Source organism: Cohnella sp. OV330 (assembly GCF_900112065.1).
GTDB lineage: Bacteria > Bacillota > Bacilli > Paenibacillales > Paenibacillaceae > Cohnella.
The window spans coordinates 628,528-646,768 of sequence record NZ_FOKE01000002.1; the positions used below are offsets into that span (position 1 = coordinate 628,528).

Annotated in this window: 19 protein-coding genes, 1 riboswitch and 1 other annotated feature; of the genes, 7 read left to right on the forward strand and 12 right to left on the reverse strand. The window is 61.3% G+C overall.

Translation table 11 applies throughout. The features are described 5' to 3' along the window. The first annotated feature begins 26 nt into the window (after nucleotides 1-26). Nucleotides 27-1,961, forward strand: coding sequence for an ABC-F family ATP-binding cassette domain-containing protein (locus BM235_RS06565; protein ID WP_090110755.1), 1,935 nt, complete (start codon nucleotides 27-29; stop codon nucleotides 1,959-1,961). A 17-nt stretch (nucleotides 1,962-1,978) separates the two neighbouring features. Here the strand turns inward: BM235_RS06565 and BM235_RS06570 are convergent, their stop codons facing one another. The 6 genes from BM235_RS06570 to tsaE all read right to left on the reverse strand — a co-directional run bounded on the left by BM235_RS06570 (nucleotide 1,979) and on the right by tsaE (nucleotide 8,724). Continuing rightward, nucleotides 1,979-2,785 (reverse strand): class I SAM-dependent methyltransferase, encoded by an 807-nt coding sequence (locus BM235_RS06570; RefSeq protein ID WP_369803483.1) that lies wholly within the window; start codon nucleotides 2,783-2,785, stop codon nucleotides 1,979-1,981. Nucleotides 2,786-3,163: 378 nt separating this feature from the next. Then, nucleotides 3,164-4,813: a 2-isopropylmalate synthase gene (locus BM235_RS06575; RefSeq protein WP_090110759.1), complete on the reverse strand. Its 1,650-nt coding sequence runs from the start codon at nucleotides 4,811-4,813 to the stop codon at nucleotides 3,164-3,166. Nucleotides 4,814-4,954: 141 nt separating this feature from the next. After that, nucleotides 4,955-5,236, reverse strand: a binding site (T-box leader). 630 nt (nucleotides 5,237-5,866) lie between these two features. Further along, nucleotides 5,867-6,913 (reverse strand): tRNA (adenosine(37)-N6)-threonylcarbamoyltransferase complex transferase subunit TsaD, encoded by a 1,047-nt coding sequence (tsaD, locus tag BM235_RS06580; protein WP_090110761.1) that lies wholly within the window; start codon nucleotides 6,911-6,913, stop codon nucleotides 5,867-5,869. Continuing rightward, nucleotides 6,910-7,398, reverse strand: a complete 489-nt coding sequence (rimI, locus tag BM235_RS06585; protein ID WP_255374099.1) for a ribosomal protein S18-alanine N-acetyltransferase — start codon at nucleotides 7,396-7,398, stop codon at nucleotides 6,910-6,912. The genes tsaD and rimI overlap by 4 nt, the downstream gene beginning before the upstream one ends. Further along, nucleotides 7,395-8,198 carry a tRNA (adenosine(37)-N6)-threonylcarbamoyltransferase complex dimerization subunit type 1 TsaB gene (tsaB, locus tag BM235_RS06590; RefSeq protein ID WP_090110763.1) on the reverse strand — a complete coding sequence of 268 codons (804 nt, stop codon included), beginning with the start codon at nucleotides 8,196-8,198 and terminating at the stop codon, nucleotides 7,395-7,397. Before tsaB ends, rimI begins: the two co-directional genes overlap by 4 nt. Beyond that, nucleotides 8,182-8,724 carry a tRNA (adenosine(37)-N6)-threonylcarbamoyltransferase complex ATPase subunit type 1 TsaE gene (tsaE, locus tag BM235_RS06595; RefSeq protein WP_090110765.1) on the reverse strand — a complete coding sequence of 181 codons (543 nt, stop codon included), beginning with the start codon at nucleotides 8,722-8,724 and terminating at the stop codon, nucleotides 8,182-8,184. The genes tsaB and tsaE overlap by 17 nt, the downstream gene beginning before the upstream one ends. Nucleotides 8,725-9,379: 655 nt before the next feature. Here tsaE and BM235_RS06600 point away from each other — a divergent pair. Beyond that, a complete protein-coding gene (locus BM235_RS06600; protein WP_090110767.1) occupies nucleotides 9,380-9,940 on the forward strand; it encodes a hypothetical protein in 561 nt (186 codons plus the stop codon). A 56-nt stretch (nucleotides 9,941-9,996) separates the two neighbouring features. On the opposite strand, the gene BM235_RS06605 is transcribed toward BM235_RS06600, so the two are convergent. Further along, on the reverse strand, nucleotides 9,997-11,427 hold the full coding sequence (locus tag BM235_RS06605) for an aminotransferase-like domain-containing protein (protein ID WP_090110769.1): 1,431 nt from the start codon (nucleotides 11,425-11,427) through the stop codon (nucleotides 9,997-9,999). 230 nt (nucleotides 11,428-11,657) lie between these two features. Here BM235_RS06605 and BM235_RS06610 point away from each other — a divergent pair, with 230 nt between their 5' ends. Beyond that, entirely contained in the window at nucleotides 11,658-11,867 is a 210-nt protein-coding gene (locus tag BM235_RS06610) for a hypothetical protein (RefSeq protein ID WP_090110771.1), read from the forward strand. A 150-nt stretch (nucleotides 11,868-12,017) separates the two neighbouring features. Here the strand turns inward: BM235_RS06610 and BM235_RS06615 are convergent, their stop codons facing one another. Together BM235_RS06615 and BM235_RS06620 are read right to left on the reverse strand one after the other, a co-directional pair. Beyond that, nucleotides 12,018-12,464 (reverse strand): hypothetical protein, encoded by a 447-nt coding sequence (locus BM235_RS06615; RefSeq protein WP_090110773.1) that lies wholly within the window; start codon nucleotides 12,462-12,464, stop codon nucleotides 12,018-12,020. A gap of 176 nt (nucleotides 12,465-12,640) precedes the next feature. Further along, complete coding sequence (locus BM235_RS06620) at nucleotides 12,641-12,841, reverse strand: CsbD family protein (RefSeq protein WP_090110775.1); 201 nt, start codon at nucleotides 12,839-12,841, stop codon at nucleotides 12,641-12,643. A 330-nt stretch (nucleotides 12,842-13,171) separates the two neighbouring features. Between BM235_RS06620 and BM235_RS06625 the strand changes: the two genes are divergently transcribed. Next, on the forward strand, nucleotides 13,172-14,002 hold the full coding sequence (locus BM235_RS06625; RefSeq protein WP_090110777.1) for an immunoglobulin-like domain-containing protein: 831 nt from the start codon (nucleotides 13,172-13,174) through the stop codon (nucleotides 14,000-14,002). A gap of 68 nt (nucleotides 14,003-14,070) precedes the next feature. Here the strand turns inward: BM235_RS06625 and BM235_RS06630 are convergent, their stop codons facing one another. Together BM235_RS06630 and BM235_RS06635 are read right to left on the reverse strand one after the other, a co-directional pair. Further along, nucleotides 14,071-14,247: an H-type small acid-soluble spore protein gene (locus BM235_RS06630; RefSeq protein WP_090110779.1), complete on the reverse strand. Its 177-nt coding sequence runs from the start codon at nucleotides 14,245-14,247 to the stop codon at nucleotides 14,071-14,073. Beyond that, nucleotides 14,244-14,429: a hypothetical protein gene (locus tag BM235_RS06635; protein WP_090110781.1), complete on the reverse strand. Its 186-nt coding sequence runs from the start codon at nucleotides 14,427-14,429 to the stop codon at nucleotides 14,244-14,246. Before BM235_RS06635 ends, BM235_RS06630 begins: the two co-directional genes overlap by 4 nt. Before the next feature lie 135 nt (nucleotides 14,430-14,564). On the opposite strand from BM235_RS06635, the gene BM235_RS06640 reads away from it, so the two are divergent. Together BM235_RS06640 and BM235_RS06645 are read left to right on the forward strand one after the other, a co-directional pair. Beyond that, nucleotides 14,565-15,569 (forward strand): non-homologous end joining protein Ku, encoded by a 1,005-nt coding sequence (locus tag BM235_RS06640; protein ID WP_090110783.1) that lies wholly within the window; start codon nucleotides 14,565-14,567, stop codon nucleotides 15,567-15,569. A 259-nt stretch (nucleotides 15,570-15,828) separates the two neighbouring features. After that, a riboswitch (cyclic di-AMP (ydaO/yuaA leader) is annotated at nucleotides 15,829-15,956 on the forward strand. Nucleotides 15,957-15,966: 10 nt separating this feature from the next. Beyond that, nucleotides 15,967-16,791, forward strand: coding sequence for a CAP domain-containing protein (locus BM235_RS06645; RefSeq protein WP_090110785.1), 825 nt, complete (start codon nucleotides 15,967-15,969; stop codon nucleotides 16,789-16,791). Nucleotides 16,792-16,868: 77 nt separating this feature from the next. On the opposite strand, the gene BM235_RS06650 is transcribed toward BM235_RS06645, so the two are convergent. After that, the gene (locus tag BM235_RS06650; protein WP_143106639.1) at nucleotides 16,869-17,099 is read right to left on the reverse strand and encodes a hypothetical protein; all 231 of its coding nucleotides are present in this window, start codon (nucleotides 17,097-17,099) and stop codon (nucleotides 16,869-16,871) included. A gap of 242 nt (nucleotides 17,100-17,341) precedes the next feature. Here BM235_RS06650 and ligD point away from each other — a divergent pair, with 242 nt between their 5' ends. After that, entirely contained in the window at nucleotides 17,342-18,238 is an 897-nt protein-coding gene (ligD, locus tag BM235_RS06655; protein ID WP_255374100.1) for a non-homologous end-joining DNA ligase, read from the forward strand. Nucleotides 18,239-18,241: the final 3 nt, after the last annotated feature.

The window sequence follows — 18,241 nt, forward strand, 5'->3', positions numbered from 1 at the left end:
CAAGATCTCGTTCGGAGGGAATCCTCTTGCTTTTACAGGCATCCGGCATCGTCAAGCACTACGGCGTCACCCCTATATTAGAAGGCGTCTCGCTGCAAATCGGCGAACGCGACCGCATCGGCCTCGTCGGCGTGAACGGGGCGGGCAAGTCCACCTTCCTTAAGATCCTGGCGGGCGAACTCGACTCCGATCAAGGCTCGGTGTCCAAGCCGCGCGAGCTGCGGATCGGCTACTTGGCGCAAAACAGCGGGCTGGCCCCGCAGCTGACCATCCAAGAAGTGATGAATGCCGCGTTCGGCCCGCTGCTCGAGCAGGAGCGGGCGCTCGGACGCCTCGAAGCGCGCATCGCCGATCCGGCCGAGCAAGCCGACGCAGCCCGTTACGAAGCGCTGCTCGCCCAGTACGCCGACGCGAACGACCGGTTCCGCGAGGCCGGCGGCTTTGAGATGAACAACCGCATCAAGGCCGTGCTTCACGGCATGGGCTTCGGCGACTTTTCGCGCGATACGGTCGTCTCGTCGCTGAGCGGCGGACAACGGACGCGACTCGCGCTCGCCAGGCTGCTCGTCGTGCAGCCCGAGCTGCTGCTGCTGGACGAACCGACGAACCACCTCGACATCGACACGCTGACGTGGCTTGAACAATACTTGCGCACGTACTCGGGCGCGATGGTCATCGTTTCGCACGACCGTTATTTCTTGGACGCGACCGTCTCTTCTATTGTAGAGATCGAGCGCCATGCGGCGACGCGTTACACCGGCAATTATACGCGCTTCATGGAGCTGAAGGCTGCGGATTTCGCGCAGAAGGTCAAGCTGTACGATCAGCAGCGCAAGGAGATCCAACGGATGGAGGAGTTCATCCAGAAAAACATCGTTCGCGCGACCACCACGCGCCGCGCGCAGAGCCGCCGGAACGCGTTGGAACGCATCGAACGGCTGGAACGTCCGGGCACGCTGAAGCAGGCGAGCTTCTCCTTCACGGCCGAACGGCGCACGGGCAAGGACGTGCTTCAGGTGTACGACGCGTCGGCTGCGCCAGTTGAAGGCATCAGCCCCTTGTTCCGGCATGCGGGCTTCGAGGCCAAACGCGGCGAGCGCATCGCTCTCCTCGGTCCCAACGGCGTCGGCAAGACGACGCTGCTGCGCGCGCTGGTCGGCCAGCTTCCGCTGACGGCGGGCACGATCCGCTGGGGCACTGGCGTGCAGCTCGGCTATTATGACCAGGAGCAGCGCGGCCTCAATCCGGCCAATACGGTGCTTGAGGAAGTTTGGAGTCAATATCCCATGCTGCCCGAGGCTGAGATCCGTACCGTGCTCGGCAACTTTCTGTTCAGCGGGGAAGACGTCCGCAAGACCGTCGGATCGCTCAGCGGCGGGGAGAAGGCGCGCGTGGCGCTGTCCAAGCTCATGCTGATGAAGGCTAACGTACTCGTGCTCGACGAGCCGACGAACCATCTGGATCTATGGAGCCGCGAGGTGCTCGAAGGCGCCTTGGAGGAGTACGACGGCACGCTGCTGTTCGTGTCCCACGACCGTTACTTCCTGAACAGGCTCGCGGATCGCGTCGTGGAGCTCGGTCCTGAAGGGGCCGTGCATTTCCTGGGAAATTATGACGAAATGGTCGCGAAAAAGCGCGAATTGGAGGAGTGGGCAGCCGCTTCGGCCGCCGGCGGGTCTTCTTCGGCATCCGGCGCCGCCCAGTCCGCTCAGTCGCCCGTTACCGATTATGAGGCGGATAAGCAGGCCAAGCGCGAAGAGCGCGCGAAGCAGCGCAAACGGGAGCAAGCCGAAGCGGACATCTCGATGCTGGAGACGGAGATCGCGGCGCTCGAGGAAGAGATGGCGCTGCCGGAAGTTTGCACGGACTTCGTCCGGCTTCGCGAGGTTCAGTCGAAGCTGGAAGAAAAACAGCAGGCGCTAGAGACTGCCTTCGCCTTGTGGGAATCGTTGATGGAGTGAGCGAAGGCGCCCGTCGCTCAGAATTCCGGCACCTTGCCCACGTAAAGCAAATGCGGCGACGCGCCGAGAATCGAGGGATTCTCGGCCAGTTCGACGAGAAGATCTACGATATCGCGGTATTCGGCATCGCCGCAGGCGCGCCATGCTTCCAGCTTTTCGGCTGTCATACCGCCAATGCTCTCGGAGGCGATCAGCTTCAGCGTCTCGAAGCCCATCCGCTCCATGAACGGCACGATCCCGGCGAGCGGAAAAGCATAAGCGCCCGTAAATCGACCTTCATCCCGGTGGTTGAATACACCCGTGTCCAGAAATGCCCGGATACCCGCATAAGTGTCGCATGGCGGCCACCGATCGGGATCGAGCAAATACGTCGCCGCCTGCTTCTCGCGGGACATAAACGCCACGAACACGACGCCGCCCGGCTTCGTCACCCGACGAAGCTGCAGGGCGGCTTTTTCTCGCTCCGCCTCCCGCTGAAGGTGATACATCGGTCCCATCATCAGCGTCGCGTCGAATGATGCATCCGCGAACAGGCTTAGATCCTGCGCGTCGGCAACATGGCACCCCTCCACTCGGTCGCGCCATTCGCAAGTTTCGATGCGGCGCTCGGCATCCTCGACTAATCGGGCCGACAGATCCGTCAGCGTGACCCGGTACCCGGCTTGCGCGAGCGCCATCGCGTATTTCCCGGAACCTGCGCCGTTGTCGAGTATGCGTCCTCCCGCGGGAATATGGCTTCCGATCACTTGCATGTTGATCAAAAACTCGATCGGTTCGCGGTCCAGCCTGCCCCACTCATCGAAATAATCGTAATACTTCAGCATATCGTTCAAGTTGACTCCCCCCTTTACGCAATCATTCACAAAAAATTTATAAAATCGGTTATTCACAACTTTATCCACGATTAACCTTTGACTTCGGTATTATCGGCGGCAAGCTTTTAGTCGAGTAAAAGGCCTCAGATCGCACTATTCTACAATTAATCGGGCCATAAGAAACTTTGCTTTCCCAAGTTACCCCCACAATCCCCAATTTCGATGCGACTGTAATGAAAATGTAATCCACGTTTTCAAAATTACGCAGCGTTTACTCTCCCAACACATTTCGGACGCTTATCCCCATTACACACAGGGGGTGTGGATAACTTTGCCCACACCCTCCATGCGCTGATTTGGGAGCTGCAGCCATTGACTTTTACACGATCAGGCTCTTGATTCCGTCCTTCGCTCTACCCCGACAGCCATCATCGCGCTATTGCAGGCCGCTACGTACGCACGGGCAGCCGCCAGTATAATGTCCCTATGGATGGCCGTTCCGCGGAATCGTCTCCCCGCTTGCCGCACGGTAACGACAGCTTCGCCCGCAGCGTCTTCGCCGGTTGACAGGGAGTGCAGTTCCAAATCTTCAAAAGAGGCGTCTGCCGGCATCGCTTCCCGGATGCAACGGATGACGCTCTCCAACGGTCCTTCGCCGGCTCCCGTGTAGGTACGTTCACTGCCGTCTTCATTCCTCCGGATCGTCACCGAAGCGATTCGCGTGCGGTTCGTGCCAGCCAGTACCTGCAGGTCGACGAGCGCATAAGGCTCGATTTGCGTCTGCGTCGATTCGCCGATCAAGCGGAGCAGGACGTCGTCCGTTACGATCTTGGTCTCGTCCGCTTTGGCCTTGAATCGCGCGTATACGTCCTCCAGCTCCTTGTCCGCCAGGTCGATTCCGTAATCCGCCGCTCGGTGCTTGATCGCATGCCGTCCCGAATGCTTGCCCAAAATGATCATGCTTCGCGGAATTCCCATCGCTTCGGGATCCATGATTTCGTAAGTGTTGCGGTTTTTCAACAGGCCGTCCTGATGGATGCCCGATTCGTGCTGGAAAGCATTGCGACCGACGATGGGCTTGTTGAAGGAGATCGGGAAGTGCATCGCGCGACTGACCATTCGCGACGTCTCGAAAATTTCGGAGGAGCGGATGCCCGTCTCTACGCCCAGCGCTTCGCCACGCGTCTCGATCGCCATCACGAGCTCCTCGAGCGCGCAGTTGCCGGCGCGTTCGCCAACGCCGTTGACGCTTACCTCGACATGCGTGGCGCCGTGACGGATCGCGGCCAAGCTGTTAGCCAGCGCCATGCCGAGATCGTTGTGGCAGTGCGCGCTATAATCGACCTTTTCGCCGCCTCGGACATGCTGCCTGACCGCGCTGAACAGCGGACCGAACTCATCGGGCAGCGCATAGCCCATCGTATCCGGAATGTTGATGATCGTGGCGCCTTCGTCGATCGCAGCCTCGATAATTCGGTACAGGAATTCCCGATCGGACCGAGAGGCATCCATAGGCGAAAATTCGAGCGCGTCGACGAACTGCTTGCCGTAGGCAATCATTTCGCGCACCTGATTCACCACTTCGTCCTGCGTTTTGCGCAGCTGGTAATCGAGATGGATCTGCGACGAGGAAATAAAGAGGTGCAGACGCCTGAACGCCGCGTCGGCCGTCGCCGCTACGGCCGCGTCGATATCGCCGCGGACGCAGCGGGCGAAGCCGCAGATCTCCGTCTGCTGCAGCTCCCGCGAGATCTGGCGGATCGCTTCGAACTCGCCGGGACTCGACACGGCGAAGCCGGGTTCGATCGTATCCACGCCCAGCCGCGCCAGCTGCCGAGCGATGACGATCTTCTGCTCCGGTCGCAGCGAAGCGCCCGGCGCCTGCTCGCCGTCGCGCAGCGTGGTATCGAAAATCCGGATTTTCTTTTTGGCAGCGGGCTCCGCAGAAAACGTTGACTGGGCAATCTGGGCGAGTGAAACGGCATTCGAGAGCTTAGTTGCGGCGTTCGAAGCTTGCTTGTCGTTGGATGGCGTCATGTTAAAACCTCCATTTTGGTGTGAATATTCAGAATCGTCAGAATCGGGATGGGGCAACGGGTGAAGCCCTGCCTCCTGGCACGGTGCCTCCCCAAGGCAAGTGAACGGTGAACAATACAAAAAGCCCGTCGTCTCCCTGTCAAAAGAGACGACGGGCTACAAAAGCCGCCGCGGTACCACTCTCATTGAAGCGCAATCAAGCGCTCCCTCTCGATGCGCCGCCCAAGGCTCTTTTCCCTTGGACGACGGCGCCCTGTACCGGGGGCCGGCCGTATGATCGTACTGCCGCCGCACCTGTTCGTGCGTTCGGGTTCCGCTCATCCGCTCCCAGGCGAGTTCGGATGCCCGTCGGCTGCGTCGCACCAACCCGCAGCTCTCTGCATTTCCCGGGCCAATCCTACTGCTCCTGTTCTTCGCGTTGATCACGTTATGCCGTTTTTATGCCTTTTCCCAACGGCAAGCGATGCCCGCAAAAACACAAAGCCCGCCGCCTCCTAAGAGACGGCGGGCTCCAAAGCCTACCGCGGTACCACTCTCGTTGACGATCGTCCCGGCCGCCGAAGCGGGCGAACGAAGGTCCACCTTAGCAGCAGCGCGATAAACGCACCGCCGCGCCCTCTGACGGAGGCTAACCGTATGGACCTAACGCGCTATCGGCGCTCAGTCCATCCGCTCCCGGGCGAGTTCGGGGTTGCCGTCCGCTGCGTCGCACCGACCCGCAGCTCTCTGATTCAGGCGAATTCCCTACTGTTCCCGTTCAACGCGTTTTACGCGTGTTTGATTGGTCATTATTATATGCGGGCTGCAGAGCGGAAGTCAACACGCTTTTCGCAGACAATTTGCAGCGGAGCCGTTCTTGCTTTACCGGCCTGATCGCAAAACATGGATCGGGCGAAGCGGCGGTCAAGACGACGAAGAAAAGCGCCGGAACGATCGACGGGGTCGGTGTCGAGTCGTTCAAGCGCTTTTCAAAAGGGGGTATGCCATTACTTTAACATGGCTGCAGGTTTATGTCAACTAAGTTTACATAAAAAAATTAAACCTGACATGAACCTAAGAATTAACGGACCACTCCTCCAGCGACACCTGCGCGGAAGCTGCCAGATCCAGCGACGAGAACTGTCCCCTGCGCCACTTCAGTTCAGCGGCGGCGCCGATCATAGCCGCGTTGTCGCTGCACAACGACATCGGCGGCACGAGCATCGGCAATCCGGCTTCCTCGCAGCGCGCGGCCAGCCGCTCGCGGATGCCCCGGTTGGCCGCGACGCCGCCGCACAGCAGCAGCTGGCGGGCGCCGAACTCGGCAGCCGCCTTCATCGCCTTCGTCGTCACGACGTCGACGACCGAGTTTTGGAACCCCCGGGCAAGCGCCGCGAAATCGGGGTCCAGCCCTTTCATCTTGGTCCGGTTAATCTCCGCAAGTACGGCCGACTTCAATCCGCTGAAGCTGAAGTCGTACGAGTCTTCCTCCAGCCAGGCGCGAGGCAGCACGATCTCTTCCTCGGACTGCTGCGCCAGCTTGTCCACGTGCGGCCCTCCCGGATAGGGGAAGGACAGCGCGCGCGCGACTTTGTCGTAAGCCTCGCCGACCGCGTCGTCCCGCGTGCGGCCGACAATGCGGAAGACGCCTTCCTCCGGGAGGAGCACCAGCTCGGTGTGTCCTCCCGATACGACGAGCGCCAGCGCGGGGTATACGATGTCTCCGACGAGGCGATTCGCATAGATATGCCCCGCGATATGATGCGTGCCGATCAACGGAACGTCCAGCGCGAGCGCCAGCGCCTTGGCCGCCACGACGCCGACCAGCAGCGCGCCGATCAGGCCCGGTCCCTGCGTGACGGCGACCGCGTCGATGTCCCGCCTGGATACGCCGGCCTCCGTCAACGCCTCCTGAACGATCATCGTGATGCTCTCGACATGCTTGCGCGAAGCGATCTCCGGCACGACGCCGCCGAAGCGCCGATGCGTCTCGATCTGGCTGGAGACGATGTTGGAGAGCACCTCGCGTCCGCCTCGCACGACGGCGGCGGACGTTTCGTCGCAACTCGTTTCTATAGCGAGCAGCATGCTTCCGTCCTTCTTTTCCGATGCGCCCGTCATGACGACATTCCCCCGCGCTCCCGGCCAAGCGACGGATCCAGGTCCGCCCACATGATGAGCGCATCCTCGTTGTTGTCCGAATAATAGCCCGGACGAAGACCTGCCGGACCGAAGCCGAGCTTGCGGTAGAGCCGCTGCGCGCGGTCGTTGGTCACTCTCACCTCGAGCGTCATGCGCGCCGCCCCGAGCCAGGCCGCGGTTCGCATCAGTTCGCGCATCAGCCGCTCCCCGAGCCCCTTGCCGCGATACGCCTCGCGGACCGCGATGTTCGTCACGTGCGCCTCGTCCACGATAAGCCACATCCCGCCGTAGCCCAGCACTTCGTCGCCCTTGGACATCACCATATACTTGGCGAACAAGTTTTGCGTCAGCTCGTTATGAAAGGCCTCCGGCGTCCACGGCGCGGTAAACGCCTCGCGCTCGATCTCTACGATGGCGTCGATGTCGGCCAGCGTCATCGACCGGAATTCGATCTTGTCGTTCAAGCCTGTCCCTCCGTCCGAGCGCCGCCGCCGAGCTTCGTCTCGGCTTCGGTCAGCTGCGTGTAGTTGGGCGCGAAGCGATGAACGTCGTCGACGAGCCCCCGTACCAGTCGTTCCGCCGCCAGGCGCCCCATCTCGCCCGCGTCCATCGTCAGCGGCATCGCGACGGCGCCTTGAAGCGCCGCTAGCGCATCCGCATGCGGACCGGTCTCGCCGACGAACGAGAGCACCGCGCCCGCTTCGGCCGCGCTCGCGGCAAGGGAAGGGCCCCACTCGCCGATGAGGCGAATCGCGTCTTCGTCGAGCCTGCGCCAGACGGATCCGTCGGCCGTCTCGAAGCGCGCGCCGTAAACCTGACCGCGCCGCGCGTCCATGATCGGGACGATCCAAACCGGCTGCCCCGCATGGCGCGCGGCGAACGGTTCCGCCTCCGGAGCCTGTTTTTCGCCGCGCAAATAAGGCCCTGCCGCCATCGCGAGCGTCTCGAGGCTAGAGAGACCGACGAGCGGCTTGTCCCAAGCCCAAGCCAGCGTCTTGGCCGCGGACACCCCGATGCGCACGCCCGTATACGAACCCGGGCCCTGCCCGACCGCGATCGCGTCGATCTCTCCGCCGCCCGCCTCTTCAAGCAGCGCTTTGAGATCGGAAACGATGCGCACGGCGTGGTTGCGCTCGGCATGCGAGTGCCGGCTCGCCAGCACCTCCGCGCCCCGGCAGACCGACGCGGCCAGCACGGCCGTAGACGTGTCGAAGCACAGCATCAGCGGATTTTCGCCTGCCGTCCTTTTATCCGTTAACGTCATCGCCGCTTCCCTCCTCCTTGGCCGTTCGAAGCCCAAGCTCCCTGCACCACGCCTCGTATCGAGCGCCGATCGGCTCGCAGGAAGCCAGCCTGCTCTCGGGGCCGGTCAGCTCGAGCCGGATATGCAGGCGTTCGGGAGGCAGCAGCGGTTCGACGAGCGAAGCCCACTCGACGAGCGAGACGCCTTTGCCCTCGAAGTATTCGTCCAGCCCCAGCTCGTCGGCTTCTTCGATCGACAAGCGGTACACGTCCATATGATAAAGCGGCAATCGGCCGCCCTCGTACTCCTTGACGATCGTAAACGTCGGGCTGTTCACCATCCCGGGCACGCCTAGCCCGGCCGCGAACGCCTTCGCGAAGCGGGTCTTGCCCGCGCCGAGATCGCCGTCCAGCGCGATCAGCGCGCCGGGGACGCACAGGTCCGCCAGCCGTTCGGCAAAACGCACCGTATCCGCCTCGGACCGCAGCTCCAGCACGAATCGTCCGGCGCCGGCGGCTTGTCCGCCGCCCTCGCTCCAGTCGTGCATGTCGATCGTTCTCCTTCAATGCGGACTGTCCGCAGGTTGTCCTTAATTATATCGGTGCAAGGGCGAACTTGCAAAGCGAAGAAGGGCGCGAAGGATAGGAGAATAGTAATGGATCCGAAGACGTTCCATGTAAGTCAATGCAACTTCGAGCCATCGGCGTGCCATCACGGGAATAAGTTCTTGCATCCGCGAATAACCCCTCAGATGGATCTTCGAACTGGGTCCTGTTCATCCAATCATGTATACATCTCCACCGCCTCTATTTGCCTTGGGAGAGCGCACGCTGGACCAATAACGGTCCTCACCGCCGTTATTTGTCTTGAGAGACCTCGACGCTGGAAGAATAGCGGCCCTCACTCCCGCTATTTGTCTCGGATGACCGCACGCTGGTAGAATAGCGGTCCTCACAGCCGCTATTTGTCTTGGAAGACCGCACGCTGGTAGAATAGCGGCCCTCACTGCCGCTATTTGTCTTGGAAGACCGCACGCTGGTTTATTAACGGCCCTCACCGCCGCTATTTGCGTCTGGTCGCGAGTCTAACGCCCGCCCCGTCCGAAGTCGGGAGACATTTTATCCTTGGGGACGTGCCGGCCGACTTGCGCGGCAGGTTATGATGTCGGTAGACAATGAACGAATGGATCGGGGGAATGAATCGTGTACAGCGCCTTGAACGCCATGGCTGCGTGCTTCACTTTGCTCCTGCTTGCCTTCGCATGGACCGCCGGAAACAAAGCCGGCAAGCTGAAATGGTTCGGATCGGCCGAACGGCTCGCCCGCAGATCGCGCAAGCTGCTCACGTGGACCGCGCTCGCTTCGCTGTCGGCGATCGGCGCAGCCGCGGCCGTCTGGCTGCTGGCGCGATCGTACAATGGCGCCCTCCCGACCGAACGCGCTGCGCTGCAGCTGACGCTAATCGGGCTGCCGATCGCGGCCGTCTGGTTGACGGCCCTGCCAGGCGTCTGGCGCCTGTGGCGGGGGGCCGCCCGGCTGAACGGCGCTCCCGTGCCGTCCCGGCTCGCGTCGCGTTCGGCTTCGGCCGCCCTTGTCGCGCCTTACCGCGCGGCTGCGTACGGAGCCGGCGCCAGCCTCGCGTTCTACGCGCCGGCCAGCTGGGGCGCGGCGGCTCCCGCGCTCGCTTACGCAGCGCTGTTCGCAGCGCTATGGATGCTCCGCCGGCGACGGATCAAGCACGAAGCCGCTCCCGTATCGCGCTAACCGCATCGCCCGGCGGACAACCGGCAGCCGCTGCACGCCCCGCGCCGAACCCGCGGCTAGATCCGCAGCAGCGCCTCCTTCAGCCTCATGACCCCCAGCTCGATCTGTCCCGCGTCCGGCTTCGCATAGCATAGCCGCAGGCTCGGCTCTTCAGCGCCGAATACTTGTCCGGGCACGTAGGCGACGCCCGTCGACATCGCGCGTCCGAGCACCCGGAGCTGCCGCGGATCCGAATCTCCGAGCCACTTCGCCCACAGGTTCAGACCGCCGCCCGGCGGTTCGAAGGATACGAGGCCCGGCAGATGATAATCGAGGCTCGCGCGCAGCTCGTCGAGACGCTCCGCCAATCGGATGCGCAGCCGGCCGATCTGCCTGTCGAACGCCGATCCTTCGATCAGCTTGGCGGCCAGCCACTGCGGGATGACGCTCATCCCGAAGTCCATCTGCTGCCGCGCGTCCGCCAGCCGCGAGACGATCTCCTGCGGTCCCGCCAGCCAGCCGACCCGAAGGCCCGACGCGGCGATCTTGGACAACGAGCCGACGTACAAAATGCGGCCGCCCGCATCCTCGGCCTTCAGCGGCAGCGGCGGCCGGCCGTCGAACGCGGTCAAGCTGAACGGATCGTCCTCCACGATCGGAATGCCTTCCTTTTCCGCGATTCTAAGCAATGCGGCTCGCCGTTCGGCGGTCAGCACCGTTCCCGTCGGATTCTGGAAGTTGGGATTCAAAAACAGCATCTTGAGCCGGTGCCGGCGATGCAGCCGCTCTACATCTTCCGGATCGATGCCCGCCGGGCCGACCGGCAGCGGATAGACCCGCAGCCCCGCCGATTGAAGCAGCGGCAGCGAAAAGCAGTACGAAGGCGTCTCGACGCCCACGGCATCGCCGTGATTCATCAAGCATTGCATGATTAAAAAAAGCGATTGTTGAGAACCCGACGTAATCAACAGCGAAGAAGCCGAAGTCCGGATACGCAGATGCCGCGACAAGAAGGCGGCCAGCGCTTCGCGAAACGGACCATAGCCCTGCGGGTCGTCGTAGCCAAGCGGTCCGTCGTAGGGCTGCTCGGAAAAAATGCCGCGCACCGTCTCTCCCGGGAATAACGCCTCTGACAACTCCCCGCTCGCGAAATCCACGAGGCCCGCCTCCTTGCGCAAGCCGGACCGGATGCGGCGCATCGCGTCCGAATTGGGCAGCATCGTGCCGACGTCCAAATATTTCCGCCAATCCGCCGGACGCAGCGGAGAAGCGTCACCGCCAGCCACGACGGTACCGCTGCCGATCTTGCTCACGACCCAGCCCGAAGCGCGCAATTCCTCGTAGGCTTGGATCACGGTCGTGCGGTTGACCGCCAGCTCCGCGGCCAGTTTGCGCTCCGCTGGCAGCGCGCTGCCTGCCGTCAGCTCTCCCGACTTGATCCTTTGTTCGAAATGCTCGGCGATCTGCCGGTACACCGGCTTGTCCAACGCGCGATCGGGTTGCCACATGCGCCGTCCCTCCAATGCTTCCATTATCCGCTTACGCGGTAGCGCCGGCAAGCGCGCAGACAGGAAATTCCCCTTTAATTGGAGGATGAATTGGATGGGCATAAAAACTGGCGGATTGGAGGATGCCGGCAGACAAAAAGCCTCCTATGCTTGTAGCAGCGATAAGGAGGCGAATCGCGCAGCCGGAATCCGGCTGCGGCTGGAGCCTTCGAAAAAGGAGATGGAGACCGATGAGCATGGTTTATCTGATTGGATTGGTATGCATCGTCATGATCGCCGGGCTCGCGGGTACACTAACCGTCGGTTGGTCCCAAGCCAACCGGAGCGAAAACGCGGGCTACGGCAGCGGCACCGGCAAGAAGTGGACGCGCCTTGGCTTGTTGTATGCGCTTTGCGTCGTCGTCGCGTTGTCCGTCTTTTTCGCCTTGTGGAATCGCTGATCGTTCGAGGAGGTGTTCGCGCAGCATGTTATATATCATCGTCTTATCCTGTTGCATGGTCGCCGGTCTCGCCGTGCTCTTCGCCGCCGGCAAGTCGATCGTCTCTTCCGAAGAGGAATGACGCAAGACGGCCGCGGCGCGACTTCGCCCTTAAAGCCAACGCATGAAGCTCCCCTGCCTGACGGGCACGCCCTGCTTCTCCGCCCAACGCAGCAGCAACAGGCTGGCACTCCTGTCCTTCAGATCGAGGCAGAGGCGCACGGGCACGACTCGTTTGCCGCGCGGCAGCAGGCCGACGAGTCCCCGATCGATCCGCAGCTCCCGGAGCGAGTCTCCCGTGATCGATAGGCCGTTCACGGTCAACCGGCTGCCCGCCAGCGTGAGCTCCGCCTTCAACGCCTTGCGTCGAATAAGCAGATAGACGAGGCATCCGCCGCTCATCGTCATGAGCCCCGCTTGGGCGTATAACAATAAATTTTCGGCGCCATGTATCACGTTGCCCAGCGAGAGCAGGAAAAGCAGGACGAACCCTGATATCTGCTTCGTTCCTAACGGGTATTGCACCGGAATCTTGCGGATCGCCGCCTTCTTTTCCATCTATACCGCCCTTTCAGGCCAACGGCCTGTCCTTGTCTATACTCGATTGTATGCCTAGCAACGTCTTTCTATTCGCACGCATTGCTAGATTATAGCAAAAACGCAGCCCAAAGGCTGCGTTTTTGCGTTCCGCCGGCGCGAGGGGCCGTGCAGAACCTTATATAAGGAGGATTGTGTCAGCGATCGGTGCGCGACTTGGTGTTTTCTTTCCACTCGCCGATCTCTTCCTGTACCTTGCCCTTGGCTTTGTCCCATTTGCCTCTTGCCTGGAGACCCGGATCGTCGGTGAGGTTGCCCCATTGGTCCTTAGCCTCGCCCTTCGCCTGGTTGACAGCACCTTTGATTTTGTCGCTCCAGCCTTCCGTATGCCGATCCATATGAATACTCTCCCTTCTCGTGCATGAGTTGGTTATACGTGGTCTTTACCCGGGAGACAGCGTTTCCAAACACCGGACGGGCGCGTAACGGGGATCGTAGATCGCTATCCGCCTCCGCCCCCGGCGTTCAGTCGCCGTATCCCGCCGCAAAGTCCCGTCGCCTTGCTCCACCAAAATCGGCGCAGCGAAACGCATCCTCATACCTATTCTTCTCCTGCTTCGCTTATGCGCCGGATAGGGGCTTTCAAAAGGAGGTAGCAACTTTTTCGAGGAGATTAACGTATCTTTTGTAAACGATATCCAAATGCTTCGTCAAAAAGGAGAAAAGCGATGGTACCTATAGGACGGGAAATGAGAAGGTTTGCTCGATGCTACCTTTTTGTCGCTGCCCTTACGATCGTGGCCGCCGCATGCAAGGGCGAGGAAGAAATCGACTGGTCGCATGACGCAGCCCTGACGCGCGGCGCCGTCGTCGAAGCGAACGGACGCGTACTTAATCCGGGCCCGCTCTCCGAATTCGTACGGTCGGTGTCGGTTCGGCAGCCCGCTATCGTAAAAGTGACTATGTTTCCCGCCGAAGGTGAACCGAGCATAATGACCGCCGACTACGACGGACAGACGGTTCATTTGATTCGAGATCAGCATCTTGAGGGCGGCGGCGCGCGCATGACCACAACCTGCGGCGGCGTCGAGAAAAGGAGCGGCGAGACAGTGGACACCTATATGGTGACTGGCTGCGGAGGCGGGGAGATGGAATTGGCCGTCGTACCTAACCTTGCGCTTGCGTCGCGTGTTGAAACCGCCGATTATGGCGCGGAGCTGAGGCTTGAACCGGTGCTGACGGGAAGAAAAAAGAACGGTACGATTGACGCTTACCGAATCGAGATGCTCAACCTTGGCGACCGAATCCTTGAATGCGGCTCCGACTACATAATCGAGTTGCAGGCTTACGGCACGTGGGTCCCGATATCTTACAAAGACAATATCGGTTTCCCGGCCAACCTGGCCCATCTTCAAAAAGGGGAAAGCAATAAAACCAGTTTCAGCTTCGACATGCTTCAATCATCGCCTGAGCCCGGACGCTACCGTGTCGTGAAAGAAGCGACAATCGGGAAAACGAAAGTTAAACTGGCCGCCGAATTCGACATCCCCGCAAAATAAACAAAAATCGTCCCCCCGTGAGCTGACCTCACATTGGGAACGATCTCTATTTTTGACGCCGCTCGCCGCTACTCCGTCAGCCGGTCGACCGACACCGTCTGTACGTTGGTCGGCTTCTGCCCGACCTGTACGGTGGCCATGCCGTTCGCTTCGTCCACTTCTTCGATCCAAACCGGCTGTCCTTCCAGACTGACGGCGATCGTATCCTTAGAATCGAAAATTTGCTTGGCCCGCTGCGTGTTCATGACGGATCGTCCCCCTCTTTTTCCCGCATCGTATCGGTCGTCGTCTCTTCGATGAGACCGTTGTCCAACGTCACCTGGCCGCCGCCGAGCCCTTCGTTGATCATCCGGTCGATGTCCATGTCATAGTTGTCGCGGCCTTCGTAGATATGATCTTGGCCGTCCGTCGCCTGCTCATCGTACATGAACGCCTCTCCCTTCGCCCTCGTTCTTCGTTTGGCACGAAAGATCGTCCGGTACAGGATGCCCAGACGGTATGAATCCCATACAACGATGGGAATCCTGAATGGTATACGGAATTATAAGGAGGGCTAAGCGTCATGCATACGGTATGGAAAGGCGCCATCAGCTTCGGACTCGTGCACGTGCCGGTGAAGATGTTCACCGCCACCGAGGACAAGGACGTGCATCTGCGGCAAATTCATAAGGCCTGCGGCACGCCCATCTCCTACGCGAAAAGCTGCCCGCACTGCGAACGGGCGGTCGAGTGGGAGGAAATCACGAAAGGCTACGAATATGAAAAAGGAAGGTTCGTGCTGTTCGACGAAGATGAGCTCGAAGCCGTCAAGCCGGAAAACACGCGGACGATTCAAATCCTCGACTTCGTCGCGCTCGAGGAGATCGATCCGATGTTCTATCAAAAAACGTACTATCTGTCGCCCGATCAGGCCGGCGCGGGCGCTTACGGCCTGCTGCTCGAAGCGATGCGGCAGTCCGGCCGGATCGGCATCGCCAAGATCGCGATCCGCAGCAAGAGCAGCCTGGCCGCCATTCGCTGCGTAGACAATTGCATCTGCATGGAGACGATGTTCTATCCGGACGAGATCCGCGCGATCTCGGGCGTGCCCGGGCTGCCGCAAAACCAGAACGTGAACGACCGCGAGCTGGACATGGCCAAGCTGCTGATCGAGCAGCTGTCTGCGCCTTTTGACGCGGCCAAATACACGGACGACTATCGGACGGCGATGCTGGACGCCATCAACCGGAAGGTCGCCGGACAAGGCGTCGACGTGGTGACCGCGCCGGCGGCGGAGCGGACCAATGTCATCGACTTGATGTCCGCGCTGCAGGCCAGTCTCGCCGCAGTCAAGACGGGCGAGGCGCCCGCCGGCGGAGCGACGGCGAGCCGCAGCGCCGGACGCAAGTCGGCGATTCGGGGCGATACCGGCGAAGCGAATCTGGCGCCTGCGGCGGACAAGCCGAAGCGCACGCGCGCAAAGCCCGCCATGCCGGAGGCGGCTGCCGCAGGCGGCGGGGAAGCCGTCGGCGCAAGCCCCAAGGCTGCGCCGTCCCGCAGACGCAAGGCGACCGAGCCGAAGCCTTGATCGGCGATCGGCTTCCAGATGCCTCGTGCTAAAGGCAGATTCGAGGATCATTCGCCGGCGATTGGCCGGATGACGCGGGAGCGCCTCATTTCGAGGCGCTCCTTTTTGTCGCCCTGATACGATGAGAATATTCTAAGAAGCGACGGCCGACGCTGCCGAACCTCGCGCGTGGCGCGGATCGGCCGTTTTCATATTTCCCAGCATATGGGCCGTGGTAATATTTATGCCGTGAACCTACGAGATTCCGCTGATAGAATGTGAGACATCCGAGCCGAAGCCCGACAGGGCGCGGGGGAACCAAGTATACGGGGTGAAGCCGCAGCCGCGGCAGGGCGTACTCCGACCTAACCCGTCAGCTAACCTCGCAGGCTTACATTCCAAGGAGGAATTCTCTTATATGAAGAACAATCGTATCGGTCAACTGGCTGTTTCCGGCGCGCTTCTGCTGTCGCTCGCCGTTCCGTTCGGCGCTTCCGCGAATGCCGCGACGACGACCCAGACGACCCAAACTTACACATATAAGTTCGACGCTTCGCAGCTTCAGCAATATCTTGGTTCGTTCGATTGGCAATCGCTGCTGTCGCAGCTGAACGGCGGCACGGCCGGCGGCACGACTGGCGGTTTGACGCCTTCCACACCGGCAACGACGCCGACGACGACCGCGCCTTCGGCCACGCCGACGCCGGCCAAGCCGACGACTGCCCCTACGGCTACGCCTAAGCCGACGACTCCAGCTCCGACCGCCACGCCAGCGCCGACGACGACCCCGGCTCCGACCGTCACGCCAGCGCCGACGACCTCGCCTTCCGTACCGGCAGGCAGCGGGTCTTCCGGCTCCGGCACGAGCGTTCAAAAATCCGGTTTCGCCGCTCAAGTCGTCGATCTCGTGAATCAGGAACGCGCCAAAGCCGGCCTGTCCGCGCTGAAGTCCGATGCCAAGCTCACGACGGTCGCCGACGCGAAGGCGAAGGATATGTACAACAATAACTACTTCGACCATACTTCGCCGACGTACGGTTCGCCGTTCGACATGATGAAGCAGTTCGGCGTGACGTACAGCTACGCCGGCGAGAATATCGCGATGGGCCAGCAATCGCCGACGGAAGTCATGACCGCGTGGATGAACAGCGCTGGCCACAAGGCGAACATCCTGAACGCGAACTTCAAGTCGATCGGGGTCGCCTATTATAACGGCGAATGGGTACAAGAGTTCACGGGCTGATCGGTACAATAAAAAGATGCCTGCCGAAAGTCATGCAAATGACTTCGGCGGCATCTTTTTTTGCGTCGGCGGCCGACCTACAGCAGCATCGGCAGCGCCAGCAAGATCAGGCCCGCCAAGCTCATCAAGCCGCCTTGCAGGCGTATTCGCCATTCGGACGCGGGCGCCGGACCCGCCGTCTCTCCGTCCCGGCCGCCGCGGGCCAAGACGAGCACGGTAGCGGGGTGGAGCACGGCGAACAGCGAGGACCCCGTCCAAAATACCAACGCGAGCGACAGCAGCGCGCCGGCATGATGCAGCAGCGGCATATCCGTAGCGATCCCTCCCCAAGCGCTTTCTTTATTGTTGTATGAGCGTCCGGAGGCAAAAGTGCGGAATTCGCCGGGTTTAATCGAAGGGCCGTTCGCCGCGGCTGCATCGCCCGCCAATCGCCGCGCGGCGGTCGCCTCGAATAGCGGATCGAACGGGGAATGGGGCGCCGGATTACCGGCTACACTAGGAAGACGATCGCCTCGAGGCAACGGGGCGGCTTCAGAACGGAGGAACGCCTATGGCGCCGGCCACGATGTCCCCGGTAACGCTGCGGCTCGGCGACCGCGAGCTGCTCGTCTCCCATCCCGACAAACTGCTATGGCCCGACATGGGCATCGATAAGCTTCGCTATGTCCGGACGCTGGCCGAATTGGCGCCCTATTTGCTGCCCCACGGCGAAGGCCGCTATTTAACGACGATTCGCTTCCCGGAGGGCTATGCAGGCAAGTCCTTTTATCAGAAAAACGCGCCGACGCCCGTTCCGGAGTTCGTCAGAACCGAGACGGAGGGCGGCATCCGGTACGTCGTCCTGGATTCTTTGCCGACGCTGCTCTGGATGGGCAGTTTGTATGCGCTGGAATTTCACGTGTCCTGCGAACGGATCGGCATGCCGCTGCCCGACCGCTGGATGCTGGATATCGATCCGAGCCTCGAGGTCGAGCCGAGAATCATGGAAGCCGCGGACAAGGTCGGCGACCTGCTGCATTCGCTCGGACTTGAGGCCGTGCCCAAAACCTCCGGCGCGACGGGCATTCAAGTCGTCATGCGCATCGAGCCCGGCCCGACTTACGACGACCTCCGCCGGTTCGGCAAGTTTGTCTCCGACTATTTGACCGCCAAAAATCCGCGGCTCTTCACCGTCGAACGGCTGAAGAAAAACCGCGGATCGCTCATTTACCTCGATTACCTGCAGTATTATCCCGGCCGCACCCTGGTCGCGGCTTACTCGCCCCGCGCCCGCGCCGGAGCGCCGGTATCTACGCCGCTCGATTGGAGCGAGGTGCGCGCCAACCCGAGCCCGTCCGACTTCAATTTATTGAACATCGCCGAGCGGCTGCGGGAGCGCGGCGACCTCATCGGGTCGATGAAACCGCAGCGGCTTGGAGACGTGCTGAAGCAGATCAAGCCGAATTAAAGA